Source organism: Actinomadura rugatobispora, from assembly GCF_042656285.1.
Classification (GTDB): Bacteria; Actinomycetota; Actinomycetes; order Streptosporangiales; family Streptosporangiaceae; genus Spirillospora; species Spirillospora rugatobispora.
In genome coordinates this window covers 33,333-51,202 of the sequence record NZ_JBHSON010000086.1, presented here as the reverse complement: position 1 = coordinate 51,202, position 17,870 = coordinate 33,333, and the positions used below count along the sequence as shown (strand labels likewise).

The window sequence follows — 17,870 nt, the reverse complement described above, 5'->3', positions numbered from 1 at the left end:
GCGGCCCGCGCCCCGCGCCCCGCCCGAGAAGAGTAGGGCTGTGTCGTCGCTGTGTCGTCCTGGGAGCGTCGTCCTAGGGGGCCCGCAGGCCAGCCAGCGGGTCTTCGGCGCAGGCGCTGACCGGGGGCCGGTCCAGGTCCGGGCGGCGGCCGATCGTCACCGGCACCGGTGCCCGCCGGGCCGGGGCGGTACGGCGCGAGTGGTCGGCCGACGGCTTGGGAATGCCCGCCCGGTCTTCGGGCCGCTGCGCCAGGAGTTTCTCACCGTGGCCCTGGACGCACTCGGGGTCGGGGCCGTCCAGGGGCAGGCCGGTGAAGAACTTGGCGGCCATGCAGCCGCCCTTGCAGCTGTCGTAGAAGGAGCAGGAGGAGCAGGCTCCGCCGGTCTGCGGTTCGCGCAGGCCGAGGAACAGCTCCGACTCGCGCCAGACCCGGGCGAACCCGCCGGGCTGCCGCACGTTCCCGGCCAGGAACTCGTCGTGGATCGCGAACGGGCAGGCGTACACGTCGCCGACGGGGTCGATGAGGCACACCACCCGCCCGGCGCCGCACAGGTTGAGCCCGGGCAGCGGGTCGCCGTAGGCGGACAGGTGGAAGAAGGAGTCACCGGTCAGCACGTTGTCGCCGTTGGCGACCAGCCAGTCGTACAGCTCGCGCTGCTGCGCGGGGGTGGGGTGCAGCTCGTCCCACACGTCGGCGCCGCGGCCGGACGGGCGCAGCCGGGTCAGGCGCAGCTGGGCGCCGTACTCGTCGGCCAGCGCCTTGAACGCGTCGATCTGCGGGATGTTGTGCCTCGTGCACACCACCGAGAGCTTGAAGTTCTTCATCCCCGCGTCGGCGAGGTTGCGCATGGCGCGCAGGGCGGTGTCGTAGGAGCCGGGGCCGCGCAGCGCGTCGTTGACCTCGGCGGTGGCGCCGTCCAGCGAGATCTGCACGTCGACGTAGTCGTTGGCGGCCAGCCGCCGGGCCGCCTCCGGGGTGATGCGGACGCCGTTGGTGGAGAACTTCACGCCCACGTGGTGGGCGGTGGCGTAGTCCAGCAGCTCCCAGAAGTCGGAGCGGACGGTCGGCTCGCCGCCGCCGATGTTGACGTAGAAGACCTGCATGGCCTCCAGTTCGTCGATGACGGCCTTGGCCTCGGCGGTGCTCAGCTCGCGCGGGTCGCGCCGCCCCGAGCTGGACAGGCAGTGCTCGCAGGCCAGGTTGCAGGCGTAGGTGAGCTCCCAGGTCAGGCAGATCGGCGCGTCGAGCCCGTGCTCGAACAGGTCGACCAGCCGCGTCCCGGACGCCGGCCGCGTTGTGGTGCTCATGGAGTCCTTTCGACGAGCATGGACGACCCGTGCAGCGCGGCGAGCGCCGCGCCGTACCGGTCCAGGTCGGGCGCGGGGACCCCGGCGGCCGTGCAGGCGGCCCGCGCGGTGGGCGCGTCCCCGAGGCCCTGCACGACCGCCAGCAGCCGCCGGTCCTTGAGGAACGACAGCTTGCGGGTGCCGAAGTGGTAGAGCAGCGCGCCGAAGGGTTCCGGCCGCACCGAGACCTGCGGGTGCAGGTCCCAGGCGCGGTCCATGTCGATCACGGGCATGGCGCTCTCTGGTTCTAGTAGACGCCGCACATGCCGTCGATCGAGACCTCCTCGATGAGGGACTCGGCGTCGGCGAGCTCCGCGGTGCGGTCGTCGGTCTGGTCCGCGGCCTGGGCGTCGGGGGTCGTGGTCTCCATGGGGCCTCCTCGGCTGATGAGCGGTGGGCCGCCCGCGGGGGGCGGGGTGGCGGTCCGTGCCGCCTGTGGGCGATAGTAAGTGCATCGAGTGTCAAAAGGAAGGGCCGGGGGCCGATTCGGTGGGAGGCTGTTGTGCCGGTGCCCGATGAACGCGTGCGCCGCGTCCAGGGGAGCGCGGGTGGGCGCGGCGGCTCCCGGCCCGACGTGCTCGTGGTGGGCGCGGGCGGCAGCGGCGCGGTCCTGGCGGCCCGGCTGAGCGAGGACCCCGGCCGCGAGGTCCTACTGCTGGAGGCCGGGCCGGTACCGCGCACGCCGCCGGAGTTCCCCGCCGGCCTGCTCGACGCGCGCCTGGTCCCCGGCGCGCAACCGGGCCACCCCGCCGTCCGCACGTTCCCGGCCCGCCTCACGCCGGGCATGCCCTACACCGTCACCCGGGGGTGCTTCCTCGGCGGATCGACCGCCGTCAACGGCGGCTACTTCATCAGGGCGCGCCGCGGGGACTTCGACCGGTGGGCGGCCAGGGCGGGGGACCCCCGCTGGTCCTACGAGCGGGCGCTGCCGTTCATGCGCGCCCTGGAGAACGACCTCGACCACGGGGCCACCCCGCTGCACGGCGATCGCGGACCGGTCCCGATCCGCCGCACCAGCCTGGAGCACCCCGCCGCCGCGGCGTTCCAGGCCGCCGCCCGCGAACTCGGCCACGCCGACGAACCCGACAAGAACGCCCAGGACCCGCCCGGGTTCGGCCCGGTCCCTTCCAACGCGGTGGACGGACGGCGGGTCAACACCGGGATCGCCTACCTGCTCGGCGCGCTCGGACGCCCCAACCTGACCGTGGCGGGCGGCTGCCCGGTGCGGTCGGTCGTCGTCCGCCGCGGCCGGGCGACCGGGGTGGTGGTCGAACGCGAGGGACGCCGGACCGTCCTGGAGGCCGGCGAGATCGTGCTGTGCGCGGGCTCCCTGGCCTCACCGCACCTGCTGCACCTGTCCGGCATCGGGCCCGCGCGGGACCTGCACCGCCTGGGCATCCCCGTCGTGCACGACCTCCCCGCGGTCGGGGCCACGCTGAGCGACCACCCGCAGGTCGTGCTGGAGTGGATGCCCGGGCGGCCGATGGACGAGCCCTCCGGCTCCTGGCTCGGCGGCGCCCTGCACCTGCCCTCCACGGACGGCGACGGCGCGGGCGACCTGGAGATCCTCCAGTCCCTCGTGCCGATGGCCGGGCTGGTCGGCGGGCGGACGTCGGTGCCCGGCGCGCCCCTGGCCTTCCTCGCCTCGGTGCAGACGCCCCGCCTCACCGGCGGCGTGCGCACCGTCTCGCCCGACCCCGCGACCCCGCCGCACATCGACTACGGCTACCTGCGGACCGCCGACGACCGGCGCCGCATGCGCGAGGCGGTGCGGGCGACCGCCGCCCTGGTCGCCACCGAGGCCTTCAGCGAGATCGCCCTGGGGCCGGTGGACCCCCTGCCCCGGACACTGGACGACGACCGCCTGCTCGACGAGTGGACGGCGGCCCGTCTCGGCACGTCCCAGCACACCTGCGGCACCGTGCCGATGGGCCCGGCCGCCGACCCCTCGGCAGCCGTCGACGCCCGCGGAAGGGTCCACGGCCTGTCCGGGCTCCGCGTCGCCGACACCTCCATCCTCCCCACGTCGCCGCTGCGCGGTCCCGCCGCCACGGCCGTCCTCATCGGGGAGCTGATCGCCCACGCCGTCCGGCAGGACGGGGGGTGAGCCCGGTGGAGTGCCAGGTCAGGGCGGGGCGGGCGTTCCGGCCAGGTCCAGCACGGTCGCCAGACCGGCCGCCACCTGGCGGATCGTCTCGTCCAGCAGGGCCGACAGCCCCGGCTCGTCCTCGCGCGACAGCCAGTGCTCGTAGGCGCTGATCGCGGCGGCCAGGACGACGTTGCCCGCGAGCAGGGGCACCATCTCCGTCGGCGGGAGGCCGGTGCGGGCGGCGACGAACTCGGTGATGATCGCGCGCCAGGACGCGTACCGCAGGGTGGCGTCGGCCTGCAGGGTCGGCACCTCCAGGATGAGCCGCATGCGCTGCCGGTGCCAGGGCACCTCCTTCGGGTCGAACCGGTTGAACTCCACCACCGCCCGCCGGATGGCCTCCACCGGCGGCACGGCCGGATCGGTCTCGTTCAGCAGCCTGCGCAGCCTCGTCAGGTGCTCCTCGAAGTCGCCCCAGACCAGGTCGTTCTTGGAGGCGAAGTAGCGGAAGAACGTCCGCCGGCCGATCCCCGCCGCCGCCGCGATGTCGTCGACCGTGGTCTCGTCGAACCCCTGCCGGGCGAACAGCCCGAAGGCCAGCCGTTCCAGGGCGGCCCGCGACGTCACACGCGGCCTCCCCATGGACGTGGACGCGTTCCGCCTTCCGCTGTCGGTCGTCACGACACCAGCCTGCCATGGTCGGCCGGTTCGGGTGATCAGGAACCGGGCGGCCCGCCCCGGTGCGCCCGCCCGGCCGCCCGGGCGCCGGCGAGGGCGCGCGCGTATGCTGCCGTTCCGGCCACGTCCACCGTCCGGTCGGCCGCGCGTCGCCGGCGCGTGGGCCGTGAACCAGGAGGGAGCCGTCCATGCAGGCGATCGCCACTCCGGAGCAGCGATCATGAGGCTCTCGGCGGTCGCGCCGGAGCTGCGCGGCAGGCTGCGCCTGATGCCGCCGTTGCCGCTGGAGCGCACGCCCGCCCGCCGCCTCATGCAGGTGGCCACGCGCCGGATGCCCCCGGCGCGGCAGCCCGGCGTCACCCTCGGACTCGCCCCTGGGGTCACCCCCGGCATCCGCGTGTACCGGCCCCGGCGGCGCCGCTCGGGCGCCGCGCTCCTGTGGATCCACGGCGGCGGCCTGGTCATCGGCGGCGCCGTGCAGGACGACCGGCTCTGCGGTTCCACCGCGCTGGAGCTCGGCATCACCGTCGTGTCCGCCGAGTACCGCCTCGCGCCCGAACACCCCTACCCGGCGGCGCTCGACGACTGCCACGCCGCCTGGACCTGGCTCCAGGAGCACGCGGCCGCGCTCGGCGTCGACCCGTCCCGCGTGGCCGTCGGCGGGCAGAGCGCGGGCGGCGGGCTCGCCGCGGCCCTCGCCCAGCGGCTGCACGACGCGGGCGGCCCGCGGCCGGTCGCGCAGTGGCTGTTCTGCCCCATGCTCGACGACCGCACCGCCGCCCGGCGCGACCTCGACGCCGTCGGCCACCGCGTCTGGAACAACCGGCTCAACCGCTTCGGCTGGCGCTCGTACCTCGGCGCCGAGCCCGGCTCGCCGGACGTGCCGCCCTACGCCGTGCCCGCGCGGCGCGAGGACCTCGGCGGGCTCCCGCCCGCCTGGATCGGCGTGGGCGACATCGACCTGTTCCACGACGAGGACCGCGACTACGCCCGGCGGCTGCGCGCCGCAGGCGTCGACACCACCTTCCACGTCGTGCCCCGCGCACCCCACGGATTCGAGGCGTGGGCGGCGGGCACGGGCCTCGCCCGCGACTACCTTGCGACGGCCCGTGCCTGGCTGCGGAAGGCCCTCCCGGAGGACGCCTGAGCGCCCCCGGACACCGCGGCTAGCGGCCCATGCCGCTGTACTCCAGTTGGCGGGCCGGGGGCTCGTCCAGTTCGCGGCGGAGCTTCTCCCCTTCGATGTCGAGGTCGGGCAGGGCCCGGTCCAGCCACCGGGGCAGCCACCAGGCGGCCCGGCCGAGCAGCGACATCACCGCCGGGACCAGGGTCATCCGGACGACGAAGGCGTCGATGAACACCCCGATCGCCAGCGCGAACCCGATGGACTTGATGATCGGGTCGGGGGTGACGACGAACCCGGCGAACACCGCGATCATGATGAGCGCGGCCGCGGTGACGACGCGCGCGTTGTGGCCCAGGCCGTTGACGGTGGCGCGGCGGGGAGTGTCGCCGTGGACGAAGTCCTCCCGCATCCGCGAGACCAGGAACACCTCGTAGTCCATGGCCAGGCCGAACAGGATGCCGATCAGGATGATGGGCAGGAAGCTGACCAGCGGGCCGGGAGTGTCGATGCCGACCAGCCCGGCCAGGTGCCCCTGCTGGAACACCGCGGTGGTGATCCCGAACGTCGCGCCGACGGTCAGCAGGAAGCCCGCGGCGGCCTTGACCGGCACCAGGACCGAGCGGAACACCAGCATCAGCAGCACGATCGACAGGCCGGCCACCAGCAGCAGGTAGACCGGCAGGGCGTCGGCGAGCTTCTCGGAGATGTCGATCCCCACCGCGGTGGTGCCGGTGAGGGCGACCTCGGCGCCCTGGACGCCGGCGACCCGGTCGCGGACGGCGTGGACGGTCTCCTCGGTGGCGGTGTCGGTCGGGCCCGTCCTGGGGATGACGGCGACCAGCGCCGTGGTGCGCGACTGGTTGAACTGCGCCGGCGCGACCGCCTGCACGCCCTCCACACCGCCGATGATCTCGGTGGTCCGCCGGGCGGCGGCCTGGGTGGAGGCGGCGTCGGGGCCGGACACCACGGCGATCAGCCGGCCGTTGAACCCCTCGCCGAACCCTTCGCTGGTCAGGTCGTAGGCCTGGCGCTGGGCCGAGTCCTCGGCCGCGGTGCCCGCGTCGGGCAGGGCGAGGCGCATGTCCTGGACGGGCAGCGCCAGCGCACCCAGCGCGAGCACCCCGGCCAGCAGCACCGGAACGCGCAGGCGCGTCACGGCACGGCCCCACCGGAACCCGAGCGCCCGTTCCGGTGAGCCGCCCGGGGCCTGCGCCGATTGCGCCGCGGCACGGCCGCGCAGCTTGCGGGGCAGGATCTTGTCACCGGCGAAGGCCAGGACGGCGGGCAGCAGGGTCAGCGCGACCACGACGGCCACCGCGACGGTGGCGGCCGCGGCCAGGCCCATGGCGGTCAGGAACGGGATGCCGACCACCGACAGCCCCGCCAGGGCGATGACCACGGTGGCTCCGGCGAACACCACCGCCGACCCGGCGGTGCCGATCGCGCGCCCGGCCGCCTCGCGGGCGTCCAGGCCCTCCATCAGGTTCTGCCGGTGGCGGGAGGTGATGAACAGCGAGTAGTCGATGCCGACGGCCAGGCCCAGCATCAGCGCCAGGACCGGGCTGGTGGCGTTGAGCTCCACCACGCCGGTCAGCGCGTACAGCCCGGCCATCCCGACGCCGACGCCGACCAGGGCGTTGAGCAGCGTCATCCCGGCGGCCACCAGGGAGGCGAAGGTGATGACCAGGACGACCGCGGCGACCGCGACGCCGACGGCCTCGGTGGCCGCGGCGCCGTGCGGCGCCTGGGTGAGGTCGCCGCCGGCCTCGACCCGCAGGTCCTGGGCGCCGTCGCCGTCCCGGGCGATGTTCTCGTAGGCGGTGCGCTGGGCGTCGGTGATGTCGGCGGCCTTGGTCGCGAACTGGACCTGGACCAGCGCGTACCTGCCGTCGGGCGACAGCGACCGGGTCTGGAAGGGGTCGGTGGCCGCGGTCACGCCGGGGATCGCGGCGGCCTGCCGGACGATGGGCGTCACCTGCTCCGCGGTCAGCGGCGCGTTCCGCGGGGCGGCGATCACGATGGTGCCGGTGGCGCCCCCGGCCTGCGGGAACTGCTCGCCCAGGGCGTCCATCGCCCGCTGGGACTCGGTGCCGGGCATGCGGAACTCGGAGGTGGTCGAGCCGCTGAACGCGGCCGCCGCCCCGCCCATGACGCCCAGCAGGAGCAGCCATGTGACCACGACGAGGCCGCGGCGCCCGAAGCACCATCGGCCCAGCCGGTACAGCAAAGTCGCCATCGGGGAGAAGAACCTTCCTTTGATCGGTCGGGCGGATCGGTCGATCGGATCGGTCGGAGGGCAGCGCGAAGCCGCCGCGGGTGCGGCGTCCGGGAGAACGGGGGTGGGTCCGCGTGAGGTCAGCGCGGGTCAGTCATGGGCGCGGCCCAGGGTCCGCAGGGCGGCGGCGACCATCGCCGCGCGCAGGGTGTCGTCGTCGTACGGCAGGTCGGCCGCGCTGGTGACGAACATGCCGCTGAGCGCCATCAGCGCGGCGACCCGGTCCGAGGGCTCGGCCGAGCGGCCCGCCATCGCGTCGAGCAGCCGCTCCTCGACGCCTTCGAGGCCCTCGACCTCCAGGTCGGGCCGGCACTCGGCGTCGGTGTCGAACAGCAGCTTGATCTCGCGCCGGTACCGCAGGGTGAGGTCGACGAAGCCGTGGACCGTGGCCGCGGCGGCCTTCTCGCCGTCGAGGCCGGCCAGGCGGACGTCCAGCGCCGCGACCTCCCTGCCGATCGGGAGCAGCAGCTCGGCCAGGATCGCCTCCTTGTTGCTGAAGTGGTACAGCAGCGACGCCTTCGAGCAGCCGACGTCGGCGGCGATGCCCGCCAGCGACGTCCCGCGGAACCCGTGCTCGACGAAGAGCCGCAGGGCCGAGGCGAGGAGCCGCTCCCGCAGTCCGCCGGACGTGCGCGCCCCGCCGGTCGTTCGTGCCATGGCACCACGCTAACTGTCCGATCGGTCAGACCTGACCGATCGGACAGGGAAGGCGGCGTGGCCTTCGTCACCGGCTCACGTCGCGTCGCCCCGCGATCACCCGGAGGTGGGGGGCGGCGCCGACATAGAGCAATAGTCTTGCAATACTTGTAATGATGAATGCGGCCATGTCAGGATGCGGACCGGGCCGATCCGCGGCACGCGCGGCCCGCCGGTACGGGCCTGACGGGTCCTTGGTCGGTCAAGGAAAGGGCGGGTCACCAGTGTTTTCGGCGATTTCCATCGAGAAGGGCGAGGCGGGGCGGACGGTCGCGCTGACGAGCCTGGACGAGGCCGGGCTCCCGGACGGCGACGTCACCGTCGACGTCGAGTACTCGACGCTGAACTACAAGGACGGCCTCGCGATCACCGGCACATCGCCCGTCGTCCGCACGTTCCCCATGGTCCCGGGCATCGACCTGGCGGGCGTCGTCACCGAGAGCGAGCACGCGGACTGGAACAAGGGCGACCGGGTCGTGCTCAACGGGTGGGGCGTAGGGGAGACCCACTGGGGAGGTCTCGCGCAGCGCGCGCGCGTCAAGGGGGACTGGCTCGTGCCCCTGCCCTCGGCGTTCACCGCCCGGCAGGCCATGGCGATCGGCACCGCCGGCTACACGGCCAGCCTCTGCGTGGACGCCCTGCTGAACCACGGCGTGAGCCCGGACCAGGGCGAGGTCCTCGTCACGGGCGCGACGGGCGGCGTCGGCAGCGTCGCGGTCGCGCTCCTGTCCAAGGCCGGGTTCAAGGTGGCCGCCGCGACCGGGAAGTCCTCCGAGGGCGAGTACCTCACGCGGCTCGGCGCCTCGACCGTGCTGGACCGGGCGGAGCTCGCCGAGGCGGGCAAGCCCCTGCAGAAGGAGCGCTGGGCGGGCGTCGTCGACTCCGTCGGCAGCCACACCCTGGCCAACGCCTGCGCGCAGACGCGCTACGGCGGCGCGGTCGCCGCGTGCGGCCTGGCCCAGGGCATGGACTTCCCGGCGTCGGTCGCCCCGTTCATCCTGCGCGGCGTGTCCCTGCTCGGCATCGACAGCGTGATGGCGCCCATCGAGCGGCGCAGGACCGCCTGGGACCGCCTGTCACGCGACCTGGACGTGAGCGCGCTCGACGCGATCGCGCAGGAGATCCCCCTGGGAGAGGCGATCGACGCGGCGGAGCGGCTCCTGGCGGGCAAGGTACGCGGCCGCATCGTCGTCGACGTCAATCGCTGATCGGGAACCGCAGCCGCAGCCGAAGCGGGAACGGAACGGGAGCACCAATGAGCAAGAAGTCCTCGAAAGCGGAGATCACCGAACTCGACCTGACCGACGTCGACCACCGCGTGGGCAAGCCGGTCGGCGGCGGGCAGCTGTGGGAGCCGTGCAGCTCCTCCGACATCCGCCGCTGGGTGATGGCGATGGACTACGCCAACCCGCTGCACTGGGACCAGGAGTTCGCCCGCGAGTCCAAGTTCGGCGGCATCGTCGCGCCGCAGTCCATCGCGGTGGGCCTGGACTTCGGGCACGGCGCGCAGCCCGCGTGCGTGGGGTACATCCCCGGCAGCCACCTGATCTTCGGTGGCGAGGAGTGGTGGTTCTACGGCGTTCCGGTGCGGCCCGGGGACAAGCTGTTCCAGGAGCGGCGCTTCCACGACTACAAGGTGACCGACACCAAGTTCGCCGGACCCACGATGTTCTCGCGCGGGGACACCACCCACACCAACCAGCACGGCGCCCTGGTGGCGCGCGAGCGCTCGACCGCGATCCGCTACCTCGCCTCCGAGGCCGAGAAGCGCGGCATGTACGAGAACCAGCTCGGCGAGGTGAAGCGCTGGACCCCCACCGAGCTGAACGAGGTCGAGAAGGTCCGGCACGACTGGATCCTGTCGAACCGGGAGGGCGCCTCCCCGCACTTCGAGGAGGTGAACGTCGGCGACAAGCTGCCGCGGCGCGTGATCGGACCGCACAGCATCGCCAGCTTCACCACCGAGTACCGCGCCTTCCTGTTCAACATCTGGGGCACCTTCCACTGGACCGCGCCGCCCGGCATCGAGGACCCCTGGATCAACCAGGACCCGGGATGGGTCGAGGGCTTCGCCTTCGACGAGGAGGGCGCCAGGATCGACCCGCGCAAGCGCGACGGCCTCTACGTCGGGCCCTCGCGCGGCCACATCGACGCCGACAAGGCCAGCGAGGTCGGCATGGCGCGGGCCTACGGGTACGGCGCCACGATGGGCGCCTGGTGCACCGACTACCTCGCCTACTGGGCGGGCCACGACGGCCTGGTGCGCCACTCCAAGGCCGACTTCCGCCTGCCCGCCTTCGAGGGCGACGTGACCTACTTCGACGGCGAGATCGTCGACAAGCAGACCGAGTCCGCCTTGGGCGTGCCGCTCGTCCAGGTGAAGCTGCGCCTCACCAACCAGGACGGCGGCACGCTGGTGGTCTGCACGGCCGAGATCGAACTGCCGTTCTAGCGGCCGGAGACGATGGGGAGTGCGAGCGATGAGCGCCGAGATGAACCCGGAACCGTCGATCGTGTCGGGCCCGCCGCTCGACGCCGAGCCGGGGCTCGGGCCGCTCACGCTGCCCGGCTACCTGCGTGAGGTGACCCGGCGGTACGGCGAGCGCGAGGCGCTCGTCCTGAGCTCGCCGCAGGGCACCGTGCGCTGGACGTACGCGGAGGTGTGGGAGCGCGCCGTCGAGGTGGCGTGCGCGCTCCGCGCGTCCGGGCTGGGCAAGGACGGCCGCGTCGGCGTCCTGATGACCAACCGCCCCGAATGGATCGCGGCGGTCTTCGGGGTCTCGCTCGCCGGGGGCGTGGCCGTCACGCTCAGCACCTTCTCCACGCCGTCCGAGCTGGACCACCTGCTGCAGGTTTCGGCCGTCTCGGTGCTGCTGTTCGAGCGGACGGTGCTGAAGAAGGACTTCGCCGCCGTCCTGACCGAACTGGAGCCCGAGATCGGCCGGGCCGCGCCCGGCGCCCTGCGGTCGTCGAAGTACCCGTTCCTGCGAGGGCTGGCGATGGTCGGGGACGCCCTGCCGGGCGGAGCGATCGACACCTGGGACGCGTTCCTGGCCCGTGGCCGCGGGGAGCCGCGCGAGTTGGTGGAGGCGACGGCGGAGACGACGCGGCCGAGCGACGCGGCCGTGCTCTTCTTCTCCTCCGGCTCCACCAGCAAGCCGAAGGGCATCCTGAGCGCGCACCGCGGCGTCACGGTCCAGCTGTGGCGCTTCCGGAGGATGTACGTCTTCGGCCCGGAGGACGACATCCGCTGCTGGACGGCCAACGGCTTCTTCTGGTCCGGCAACTTCGCCATGGCGCTCGGCACGACCTTCTCCAGCGGCGGCAGCCTCGTGCTGCAGACGACGTTCGCCGCGGAGGAGGCGCTCGAGCTCATGCAGGAGGAGCGGGTCAACTTCCCGGTCGCCTGGCCGCACCAGTGGGCGCAGCTGCAGGGCGCCCCCAACTACGGCGACGTCGATCTGAGCAGCGTCCGGTACGCCGACCACGGCACCCCGCTGGCGCACCACCCCACGGTGTCGTCGGGCAAGTGGTTCGAGCCGGGGCACGCCTACGGCAACACCGAGACGTTCACCATCTCGACGGGCTACCCCGGGGACACGCCCGAGGACGTGCACGTGAACAGCAGCGGCGTACCGCTGCCGGGCAACACCGTCAGCGTCGTCGATCCGCTCACCGGCGCCGTCGTCCCGCGCGGCGAGCGCGGCGAGATCTGCGTCAAGGGCCCCACGCTCATGCTGGGCTACATCGGCGTCCCGCTCGACGAGACGCTCGACGCCGAGGGCTTCTTCCACACGGGCGACGGCGGCTACATCGACGCGGACGGCCGGCTCTTCTGGGAAGGGCGGCTGACCGACATCATCAAGACCGGCGGGGCCAACGTCTCACCGCTGGAGGTCAGCGAGGCGCTGGCCGGCCATCCCGGCGTGAAGGTGGCGCACACCGTCGGCGTGCCGCACGAGACGCTCGGCGAGGTCGTGGTCGCGTGCGTGGTCCCGCACGAGGGCGCGTCCGCCGATCCCGAGGAGATCCGCGCCTACCTGCGGGAACGGCTGGCGAGCTACAAGGTCCCGCGCCATGTGCTGGCGTTCCGCGAGGACGAGATCGCGCTCACCGGCAGCGCGAAGATCAAGACCAACGACCTCCGCGAACTGGCCGCGAAACGGCTCCAGGCCTAGGCGTTCTCGAGCCCCGCCCGCCGTCCGCGGTGCGCGTGTTCAGAGCGGCTGGAGCCGGGTGCGCAGAAGGCAGAATTCGTTGCCCTCCGGGTCGGCCAGGACGTGCCAGCTCTCGGTCCCGGTCTGGCCGACGTCGGCGGGCTTGGCGCCGAGGGCGAGCAGCCGCTCCAGCTCGGCGTCCTGGTCGCGGTCGGTGGCGTTGACATCGATGTGCAACCGGGGCTTCCCTGTCCGCGGTTCGCCGCTGGGGCTGAAGACGAGGGTGGGCTGCGGGCCGCCGAAGCCGGCGTCGGGCGGCCCGATCTCGATGCTTCCGTCGTCCTCCCGGCCGAGTTCGACGTAGCCGAGGACCTCGCTCCAGAACGCGGCGAGCCGATCGGGGTCGGAGGCTTCGATGACCAGCTCACTGATGCGGCATGCCATGACCGTCAGTGTACGCAGACGACCCGGGAGTCGATCATCGTCCGGGCTGGGCTTTCAGACATGCAGCAGCGTCCGTCGTCGGAGAGCGGGGCCCTGCGCTGTCCCGCCGCGATCCAGATTCCCGCGGGGGAGAGCGTTCTGGCAGGTCGCGGGCTTCCTGGGAGTGCCGCACCCAGGCTCGTCCGGCGCGTGCGCCCTACGCTGGAGGCATGAGCACTTCGGCTCTCGGGGACTACCTGACCACCCGCCGCGCCCAGATCACCCCGGCCGCGGTGAACCTGCCGGCGGTCGGCCACCGGCGCGTGCCGGGCCTGCGCCGCGAGGAGGTCGCGATGCTGGCTGGCGTCAGCGTCGACTACTACGTGCGGCTCGAGCAGGGACGCGAACGCAACCCGTCCGCGCAGGTGGCCGAGGCCCTGAGCGTCGCGCTCCGGCTCGACGGCGACGGCCGGGCCCACCTGTTCCGGCTGGCCGGGCTCGCGCCGAAGGCCGGCGGGCGGGCGGTCGCCGACCGGGTGGAGCCCTCACTGCTGCGGCTGATGGACGCCTGGCCCGGGAACCCCGCCCTGGTCTACAACCGCGCCTACGACGTCCTGGCGGCCAACACGATCGCCGACGCGCTCTTCGGCGACTACGGCCCGGAGCGCAACCTGATGCTGCTCATCTTCCTGGACCCCCGGGCCCGCGGCTTCTACGCCGACTGGCCCCGGGTGGCGGCCAACTCGGTGGCCGGCTTCCGCCTCGGCCACGGCACCGCCCCCGAGGACCCGCGCGTGCGGGCCGTGCTCACCGCGCTGCTGGAGCGGAGCGCGGAGTTCCGCGAGCTGTGGGCCCGGCACGACGTGCGCGGCAAGGCGCTGGAGACCAAGACCTTCGACCACCCCGAGGTCGGCCGGATCACGCTGTCGATGGAGACCTTCGACATCCGCTCCGCGCCCGGCCAGGAGCTCGTCGTCTACCACGCCGAGCCCGGAACGCCCAGCGCGACCGCGATGAGCCTGCTCGGCAGCATCGCCGCGACCCGCCTGAACGATCACGGGTCCCGGGAGCACGCGTCCCCGGAGTGATCGCGGGTCAGGGCTTGACCTCGCGGAGCCGGCCGGTCTCGACCTCGTAGACGAAGCCGCGGACCTGGTCGGTGTGCGGGATGAACGGGTCGGCCTTGATCCGGGCGATGGACTGGCGCACGTCCCCCTCCAGGTCGGAGAACGCCTCGGCGGACCAGTCCGGCTTCTGGCCCGTCTCGGCGAGGATGCCGTTCTTGAACTCGTCGTCGGTGAAGGTCAGCATGCCGCAGTCGGTGTGGTGGATCAGGATGATCTCGCGGGTGCCGAGCAGCCGCTGGCTGATGGCCAGGCTGCGGCGCTCGTCCGCGGTGATCACCCCGCCGGCGTTGCGGATCACGTGCGCGTCGCCCTCGGCGAGCCCGAGCAGGCCGTAGGGGTTGAGGCGGGCGTCCATGCAGGCGACCACGGCCAAGCCCCGGGCCGGCGGCAGCGGCAGCTCGCCCTTGTCGAAGGAGGCCGCGTACCGTTCGGCGTTGGCCAGCAGTTCGTCCGTCACGCTCATCGCGTCGCTCCAGGGGTCGCGTTCGATGGTCCGGAGGATCGGATCGCGACCGAGCGTAGCGACGGGCTCACGGGAAAACAAGACTAAACCGACGGGATTAGTCGGTTGTCGCCTTCCCGGACGGCCCGTCGGAACGGAGGGGGGCCTGGATCCGGTCGGAGATCTCGGTGAGCGAGTCGAGCTGGGCCCGCGTCAGGGGGGAGATGAGCCGGCGGCGGATGTGGTCGGCGCGGCGCGGGAACGCGGCGGTGATGGCGGCGCGGCCCTCGGCGGTCAGCGTGACGATGGCGGCGCGGGGGACGTCCGGGCAGGACTCGCGGGTGACCAGCCCGCGCTTGGCCATCCGGGTGAGGTGGTGGTGCAGCCGGCTCTTCTCGAAGTCGGTCACGCCGCCGAGTTCGTACGGGCGCAGCGCCCCGCCGGGCGCCTCCAGCAGCGCGCCGAGGATCGCGAAGTCGGGTTCGGAGAGGCCGGTGTCCCGCTGCAGATCGCGCGCCATGCGCCGCCAGAACAGGACCTGCGCGTCGAAGAACGCGCGCCAGGCCCGCTCCTCGTGCTCGTCGAGCCACTCGCCGGTGCCGTCGTGCATGCGACGGAGTCTAGGACGCCGTGGGCCGGGACTGTGAAACACGGTCTAGCCCGAGGTGAGGGGGCGGCTGGGCAGCTCCCGGCGCAGGACGGGGGCGATGTCGGAGAAGAAGAGCTCGAGGGTGCGCAGGTAGTCGTCCCGCCCGAGGATCTTGGCGTCGACGTGGATGTGCAGCGCCTCGTGGCCGAACAGCGCGTGCTGCGCGTGCACCTTCTCGATGATCTGCTGCGGGCTGCCCACCAGCACCGAGCTGTGCTCGATCCACTCGGTGACGTCGTCGAAGGGGAGGGATCCGCCGTCGAACCTGCGGTTGAGCGCGACCAGGGCCTCGAAGACCGGGCGGTAGCGGGCGACGGCCTCCTGCGAGGTCTTCGCGCCGAAGTACCCGGAGGTGCCGATCCCGACGAGCGCGCCGGCGGGGGCGTGCCCGTAGTGCGCCCACCGCTCCCGGTAGTGCCGGACCAACTCGGCGTACGGCTCGGGCCGTCCACCGCCGTTCGCGGAGAAGATCGGGTCGCCGTGCCTGGCGGCGAAGTCGGCCGATTCGAGGTTGGTGGCGCTGCCGTGCCAGACCCGCAGCCGCTTCTGCAGCGGGCGCGGCAGCGCTTCGGCGTTCTCCAGCGCGCGGGGGCCGTCCCAGGTGACGTCGTCGCTCTCCCACAAACGGCGGAACAGCTCGTAGTTCTCCTGGAGCCGGGTCCAGCGGTTCTCCGGCGTGATGCCGAACAGCTTGGCCGTCCGCGGGTAGTTGCCCTTGCCGATCACGAGGTCGAGCCGGCCGCCGGACAGGTTGTCCAGCGTGGAGTAGTCCTCGAACGCCCGCAGCGGGTCCAGCATCCCGAGCGTGGTGACGGTGGTGAACAGCCGGATCGCGGACGTCCTGGCCGCGATGTGGCCGAGGATGACCGGCGGGGACGACGACACGACGGGCCTGTCGTGCCGTTCCCCGATCCCGTAGCCGTCGAAGCCCCACTCCTCGGCGCGGACGGCGTTGTCGACCAGTTCCCGCAGCTGGAGCTCGTCGGACTTGTCCTGGCTCGGAACGTACGGCAGGAGCAGGAACTTCATCGGTGCCCTCTCTCAGCGCGATTTCCCCGGTCAGACGATCGGGAAAGTAGGGATCTTGCCCGCCGGCCAGGGACGGCGGGGGCAGGGGCATCATGAGCGCGGGCGAGTTGACATGTCAACTCATGTTTCCTACTTTATTGGTAGGTATTGACGGCAAGTGGCCTGGTTGCCTACCGTGTCGGCAGGTCGGACCGCTGAAGGGGAGAACCGCGCGTGAGACGAACGTGGAGTGCCGGAGCCTTGGCCGGGGGAATGGCCGTCGCCGTGGGACTGGCGAGCGGGTGCGGCTCCGGCGAGGCCGACGCCGGCGCCGCGGGCGCGCCGCGCACCGGCGGCACCCTCACCTTCGCGGTCGGGTCGGACTCCGGCTGCGTCGACCCGCAGCAGGTCGGCAGCAACGACACGATCTACTCGGTACGGCAGCTGGTCGACTCGCTGACCGACCAGGACCCCGCGACCGGCAAGATCGTGCCGTGGCTCGCGCAGAGCTGGACGGTCAGCAAGGACGCGCGGACGTTCACCTTCAAACTGCGTCCCGGGGTGACCTTCAGCGACGGCACGCCGCTGACCGCGGAGGTCGTCAAGGCCAACTTCGACGCCGTCCCCAAGCTGGGCGTGCTGGGCATCCTGCCCAAGGGCTACCTGAACGGCTACGAGAGCACCACCGCCGTCGACGACCTCACGGCGCGGGTGGCCTTCAAGACGCCGAACGCGCAGTTCCTGCAGGCCACCGCGACGCATTCGCTCGGGATCGTCGCGGCGGCCAGCGTGCGCAAGACGCCCGAGCAGCGCTGCAGCGAGGGGATCATCGGCTCGGGGCCGTTCGTGCTGTCGAAGTACACGGCGAACCAGTCGATCACGCTGACCAACCGCAAGGGCTACGCCTGGGGTTCGTCGCTGTGGAAGAAGCAGGGCGGGGCCTACCTGGACCGCCTGGTCTTCAAGGTGCTGCCCGAGTCCGGCGTGCGGACCGGCAGCCTGCAGTCGGGGCAGGTCGACGCCATCGGCAGCGTGGGACGGGCGGACGAGGCGGCGCTCAAGGCGGCCGGCGTCCAGCTGCCGGCCCGGGCCAACCCCGGGCTCGTCTTCGCCCTCAACGTCAACAACGAGCGCTTCAAGGACGAGAAGGTCCGCCAGGCGATCAGCGCGGGGATCGACCGCGGGCAGATCGCCCAGACCGTCTTCCCGACCGGGACCCGTCCGGCCACCAGCATCCTGGCCCACACCACGCCCGGGTACTCCGACCTCGGGTCGCTGCTCGCCCACGACCCGGCCAAGGCCAAGTCGCTGCTGGACTCCGCCGGGTGGACGGCCGGCGCCGACGGCATCCGGCAGAAGGACGGCGCGCGCCTGGCCGTGACCGTCAGCTGGTTCGCCAACGCGCCCACCAACCGGCCCTCGCTCGAACTGATCCAGCAGCAGCTCAAGGCCGTGGGCGTCCAGGTGGAGATCAAGGAGCAGCAGGTCGCCCAGTTCGCGCAGGTCCAGCAGTCGGGCGACTTCGACGCGATCTGGGGCAACGGCACCCGCGCCGACCCCGACCTCCTGCGCACCTCGCTCTCCACCCGCCTGTCGAACGTCTACCGGCTGCCGTCCACGCCCCTGGACGAGGTGCTGGACGGGCAGGCCGCCGCCGCCGACCCCGCCGAGCGCCGTCGGCTGGTCGATCAGTCGCAGCGGCAGGTCGTCGAGCACGCCCACGTGATCCCGGTCGTGGAGCTGCAGACGGTGCTGGGCGTGGCCAAGAAGGTCCACGACCTGAAGTTCGACGCGTCGAGCCGCATCCAGCTGCACGACACCTGGATCGGTTAGGCGACCGGCTCAGCCCATC

17 protein-coding genes are annotated in these 17,870 nt (G+C 72.8%); 7 read left to right on the top strand and 10 right to left on the bottom strand.

The annotated features are described in order from the left end of the window. Positions 1-73: 73 nt before the first annotated feature. Genes mftC through mftA form a run of 3 tightly spaced genes read right to left on the bottom strand, consistent with a single transcriptional unit; the run spans position 74 to position 1,718 of the window. Positions 74-1,309, bottom strand: a complete 1,236-nt coding sequence (mftC, locus tag ACFPZN_RS42865; RefSeq protein ID WP_378288353.1) for a mycofactocin radical SAM maturase — start codon at positions 1,307-1,309, stop codon at positions 74-76. Then, entirely contained in the window at positions 1,306-1,581 is a 276-nt protein-coding gene (mftB, locus tag ACFPZN_RS42860; RefSeq protein WP_378288352.1) for a mycofactocin biosynthesis chaperone MftB, read from the bottom strand. Before mftB ends, mftC begins: the two co-directional genes overlap by 4 nt. A gap of 14 nt (positions 1,582-1,595) precedes the next feature. Then, entirely contained in the window at positions 1,596-1,718 is a 123-nt protein-coding gene (mftA, locus tag ACFPZN_RS42855) for a mycofactocin precursor MftA (protein WP_378288351.1), read from the bottom strand. Positions 1,719-1,856: 138 nt separating this feature from the next. Here mftA and mftG point away from each other — a divergent pair, with 138 nt between their 5' ends. Beyond that, complete coding sequence (gene mftG, locus ACFPZN_RS42850; protein WP_378288350.1) at positions 1,857-3,455, top strand: mycofactocin dehydrogenase MftG; 1,599 nt, start codon at positions 1,857-1,859, stop codon at positions 3,453-3,455. A gap of 18 nt (positions 3,456-3,473) precedes the next feature. Here the strand turns inward: mftG and mftR are convergent, their stop codons facing one another. Next, positions 3,474-4,064, bottom strand: a complete 591-nt coding sequence (gene mftR / locus ACFPZN_RS42845) for a mycofactocin system transcriptional regulator (RefSeq protein WP_378288349.1) — start codon at positions 4,062-4,064, stop codon at positions 3,474-3,476. A gap of 271 nt (positions 4,065-4,335) precedes the next feature. Between mftR and ACFPZN_RS42840 the strand changes: the two genes are divergently transcribed. After that, on the top strand, positions 4,336-5,262 hold the full coding sequence (locus ACFPZN_RS42840; protein WP_378288348.1) for an alpha/beta hydrolase: 927 nt from the start codon (positions 4,336-4,338) through the stop codon (positions 5,260-5,262). 19 nt (positions 5,263-5,281) lie between these two features. On the opposite strand, the gene ACFPZN_RS42835 is transcribed toward ACFPZN_RS42840, so the two are convergent. Then, positions 5,282-7,477, bottom strand: coding sequence for an MMPL family transporter (locus ACFPZN_RS42835; protein WP_378288347.1), 2,196 nt, complete (start codon positions 7,475-7,477; stop codon positions 5,282-5,284). Between the two features lie 129 nt (positions 7,478-7,606). Then, positions 7,607-8,173, bottom strand: a complete 567-nt coding sequence (locus ACFPZN_RS42830; protein WP_378288346.1) for a TetR/AcrR family transcriptional regulator — start codon at positions 8,171-8,173, stop codon at positions 7,607-7,609. 263 nt (positions 8,174-8,436) lie between these two features. Between ACFPZN_RS42830 and acuI the strand changes: the two genes are divergently transcribed. From acuI to ACFPZN_RS42815, 3 genes are read left to right on the top strand one after another with little or no spacing between them, the layout of a single operon-like run. Then, entirely contained in the window at positions 8,437-9,420 is a 984-nt protein-coding gene (gene acuI / locus ACFPZN_RS42825; protein ID WP_378288345.1) for an acrylyl-CoA reductase (NADPH), read from the top strand. A gap of 47 nt (positions 9,421-9,467) precedes the next feature. Next, positions 9,468-10,664 carry an FAS1-like dehydratase domain-containing protein gene (locus ACFPZN_RS42820; protein ID WP_378288344.1) on the top strand — a complete coding sequence of 399 codons (1,197 nt, stop codon included), beginning with the start codon at positions 9,468-9,470 and terminating at the stop codon, positions 10,662-10,664. Positions 10,665-10,692: 28 nt separating this feature from the next. Continuing rightward, entirely contained in the window at positions 10,693-12,390 is a 1,698-nt protein-coding gene (locus ACFPZN_RS42815) for a class I adenylate-forming enzyme family protein (RefSeq protein ID WP_378288343.1), read from the top strand. 39 nt (positions 12,391-12,429) lie between these two features. Here ACFPZN_RS42815 and ACFPZN_RS42810 read toward each other — a convergent pair whose 3' ends face one another. After that, on the bottom strand, positions 12,430-12,813 hold the full coding sequence (locus ACFPZN_RS42810) for a VOC family protein (RefSeq protein ID WP_378288342.1): 384 nt from the start codon (positions 12,811-12,813) through the stop codon (positions 12,430-12,432). 209 nt (positions 12,814-13,022) lie between these two features. Between ACFPZN_RS42810 and ACFPZN_RS42805 the strand changes: the two genes are divergently transcribed. Continuing rightward, the gene (locus tag ACFPZN_RS42805) at positions 13,023-13,880 is read left to right on the top strand and encodes a helix-turn-helix domain-containing protein (protein ID WP_378288341.1); all 858 of its coding nucleotides are present in this window, start codon (positions 13,023-13,025) and stop codon (positions 13,878-13,880) included. Positions 13,881-13,887: 7 nt separating this feature from the next. On the opposite strand, the gene ACFPZN_RS42800 is transcribed toward ACFPZN_RS42805, so the two are convergent. The 3 genes from ACFPZN_RS42800 to ACFPZN_RS42790 all read right to left on the bottom strand — a co-directional run bounded on the left by ACFPZN_RS42800 (position 13,888) and on the right by ACFPZN_RS42790 (position 16,039). Then, positions 13,888-14,382, bottom strand: coding sequence for a beta-class carbonic anhydrase (locus ACFPZN_RS42800; RefSeq protein ID WP_378288340.1), 495 nt, complete (start codon positions 14,380-14,382; stop codon positions 13,888-13,890). Between the two features lie 97 nt (positions 14,383-14,479). Next, a complete protein-coding gene (locus ACFPZN_RS42795; protein ID WP_378288339.1) occupies positions 14,480-14,971 on the bottom strand; it encodes a MarR family winged helix-turn-helix transcriptional regulator in 492 nt (163 codons plus the stop codon). A 45-nt stretch (positions 14,972-15,016) separates the two neighbouring features. Further along, positions 15,017-16,039 (bottom strand): LLM class flavin-dependent oxidoreductase, encoded by a 1,023-nt coding sequence (locus ACFPZN_RS42790; RefSeq protein WP_378288338.1) that lies wholly within the window; start codon positions 16,037-16,039, stop codon positions 15,017-15,019. Between the two features lie 213 nt (positions 16,040-16,252). On the opposite strand from ACFPZN_RS42790, the gene ACFPZN_RS42785 reads away from it, so the two are divergent. Beyond that, a complete protein-coding gene (locus ACFPZN_RS42785) occupies positions 16,253-17,851 on the top strand; it encodes an ABC transporter substrate-binding protein (RefSeq protein WP_378288337.1) in 1,599 nt (532 codons plus the stop codon). Positions 17,852-17,870 lie beyond the last annotated feature (19 nt).

What these genes read in the sequence shown, in the direction of transcription:
- ACFPZN_RS42805 (WP_378288341.1), top strand. Translation starts at nt 13,023, where the DNA reads ATGAGCACTTCGGCTCTCGGGGACTACCTGACCACCCGCCGCGCCCAG.
- ACFPZN_RS42810 (WP_378288342.1), bottom strand. Translation starts at nt 12,813, where the DNA reads ATGGCATGCCGCATCAGTGAGCTGGTCATCGAAGCCTCCGACCCCGAT.
- mftB (WP_378288352.1), bottom strand. Translation starts at nt 1,581, where the DNA reads ATGCCCGTGATCGACATGGACCGCGCCTGGGACCTGCACCCGCAGGTC.
- ACFPZN_RS42835 (WP_378288347.1), bottom strand. Translation starts at nt 7,477, where the DNA reads ATGGCGACTTTGCTGTACCGGCTGGGCCGATGGTGCTTCGGGCGCCGC.
- mftA (WP_378288351.1), bottom strand. Translation starts at nt 1,718, where the DNA reads ATGGAGACCACGACCCCCGACGCCCAGGCCGCGGACCAGACCGACGAC.
- ACFPZN_RS42815 (WP_378288343.1), top strand. Translation starts at nt 10,693, where the DNA reads ATGAGCGCCGAGATGAACCCGGAACCGTCGATCGTGTCGGGCCCGCCG.
- ACFPZN_RS42830 (WP_378288346.1), bottom strand. Translation starts at nt 8,173, where the DNA reads ATGGCACGAACGACCGGCGGGGCGCGCACGTCCGGCGGACTGCGGGAG.
- ACFPZN_RS42820 (WP_378288344.1), top strand. Translation starts at nt 9,468, where the DNA reads ATGAGCAAGAAGTCCTCGAAAGCGGAGATCACCGAACTCGACCTGACC.
- ACFPZN_RS42840 (WP_378288348.1), top strand. Translation starts at nt 4,336, where the DNA reads ATGAGGCTCTCGGCGGTCGCGCCGGAGCTGCGCGGCAGGCTGCGCCTG.
- ACFPZN_RS42790 (WP_378288338.1), bottom strand. Translation starts at nt 16,039, where the DNA reads ATGAAGTTCCTGCTCCTGCCGTACGTTCCGAGCCAGGACAAGTCCGAC.
- mftC (WP_378288353.1), bottom strand. Translation starts at nt 1,309, where the DNA reads ATGAGCACCACAACGCGGCCGGCGTCCGGGACGCGGCTGGTCGACCTG.
- ACFPZN_RS42795 (WP_378288339.1), bottom strand. Translation starts at nt 14,971, where the DNA reads ATGCACGACGGCACCGGCGAGTGGCTCGACGAGCACGAGGAGCGGGCC.
- ACFPZN_RS42800 (WP_378288340.1), bottom strand. Translation starts at nt 14,382, where the DNA reads ATGAGCGTGACGGACGAACTGCTGGCCAACGCCGAACGGTACGCGGCC.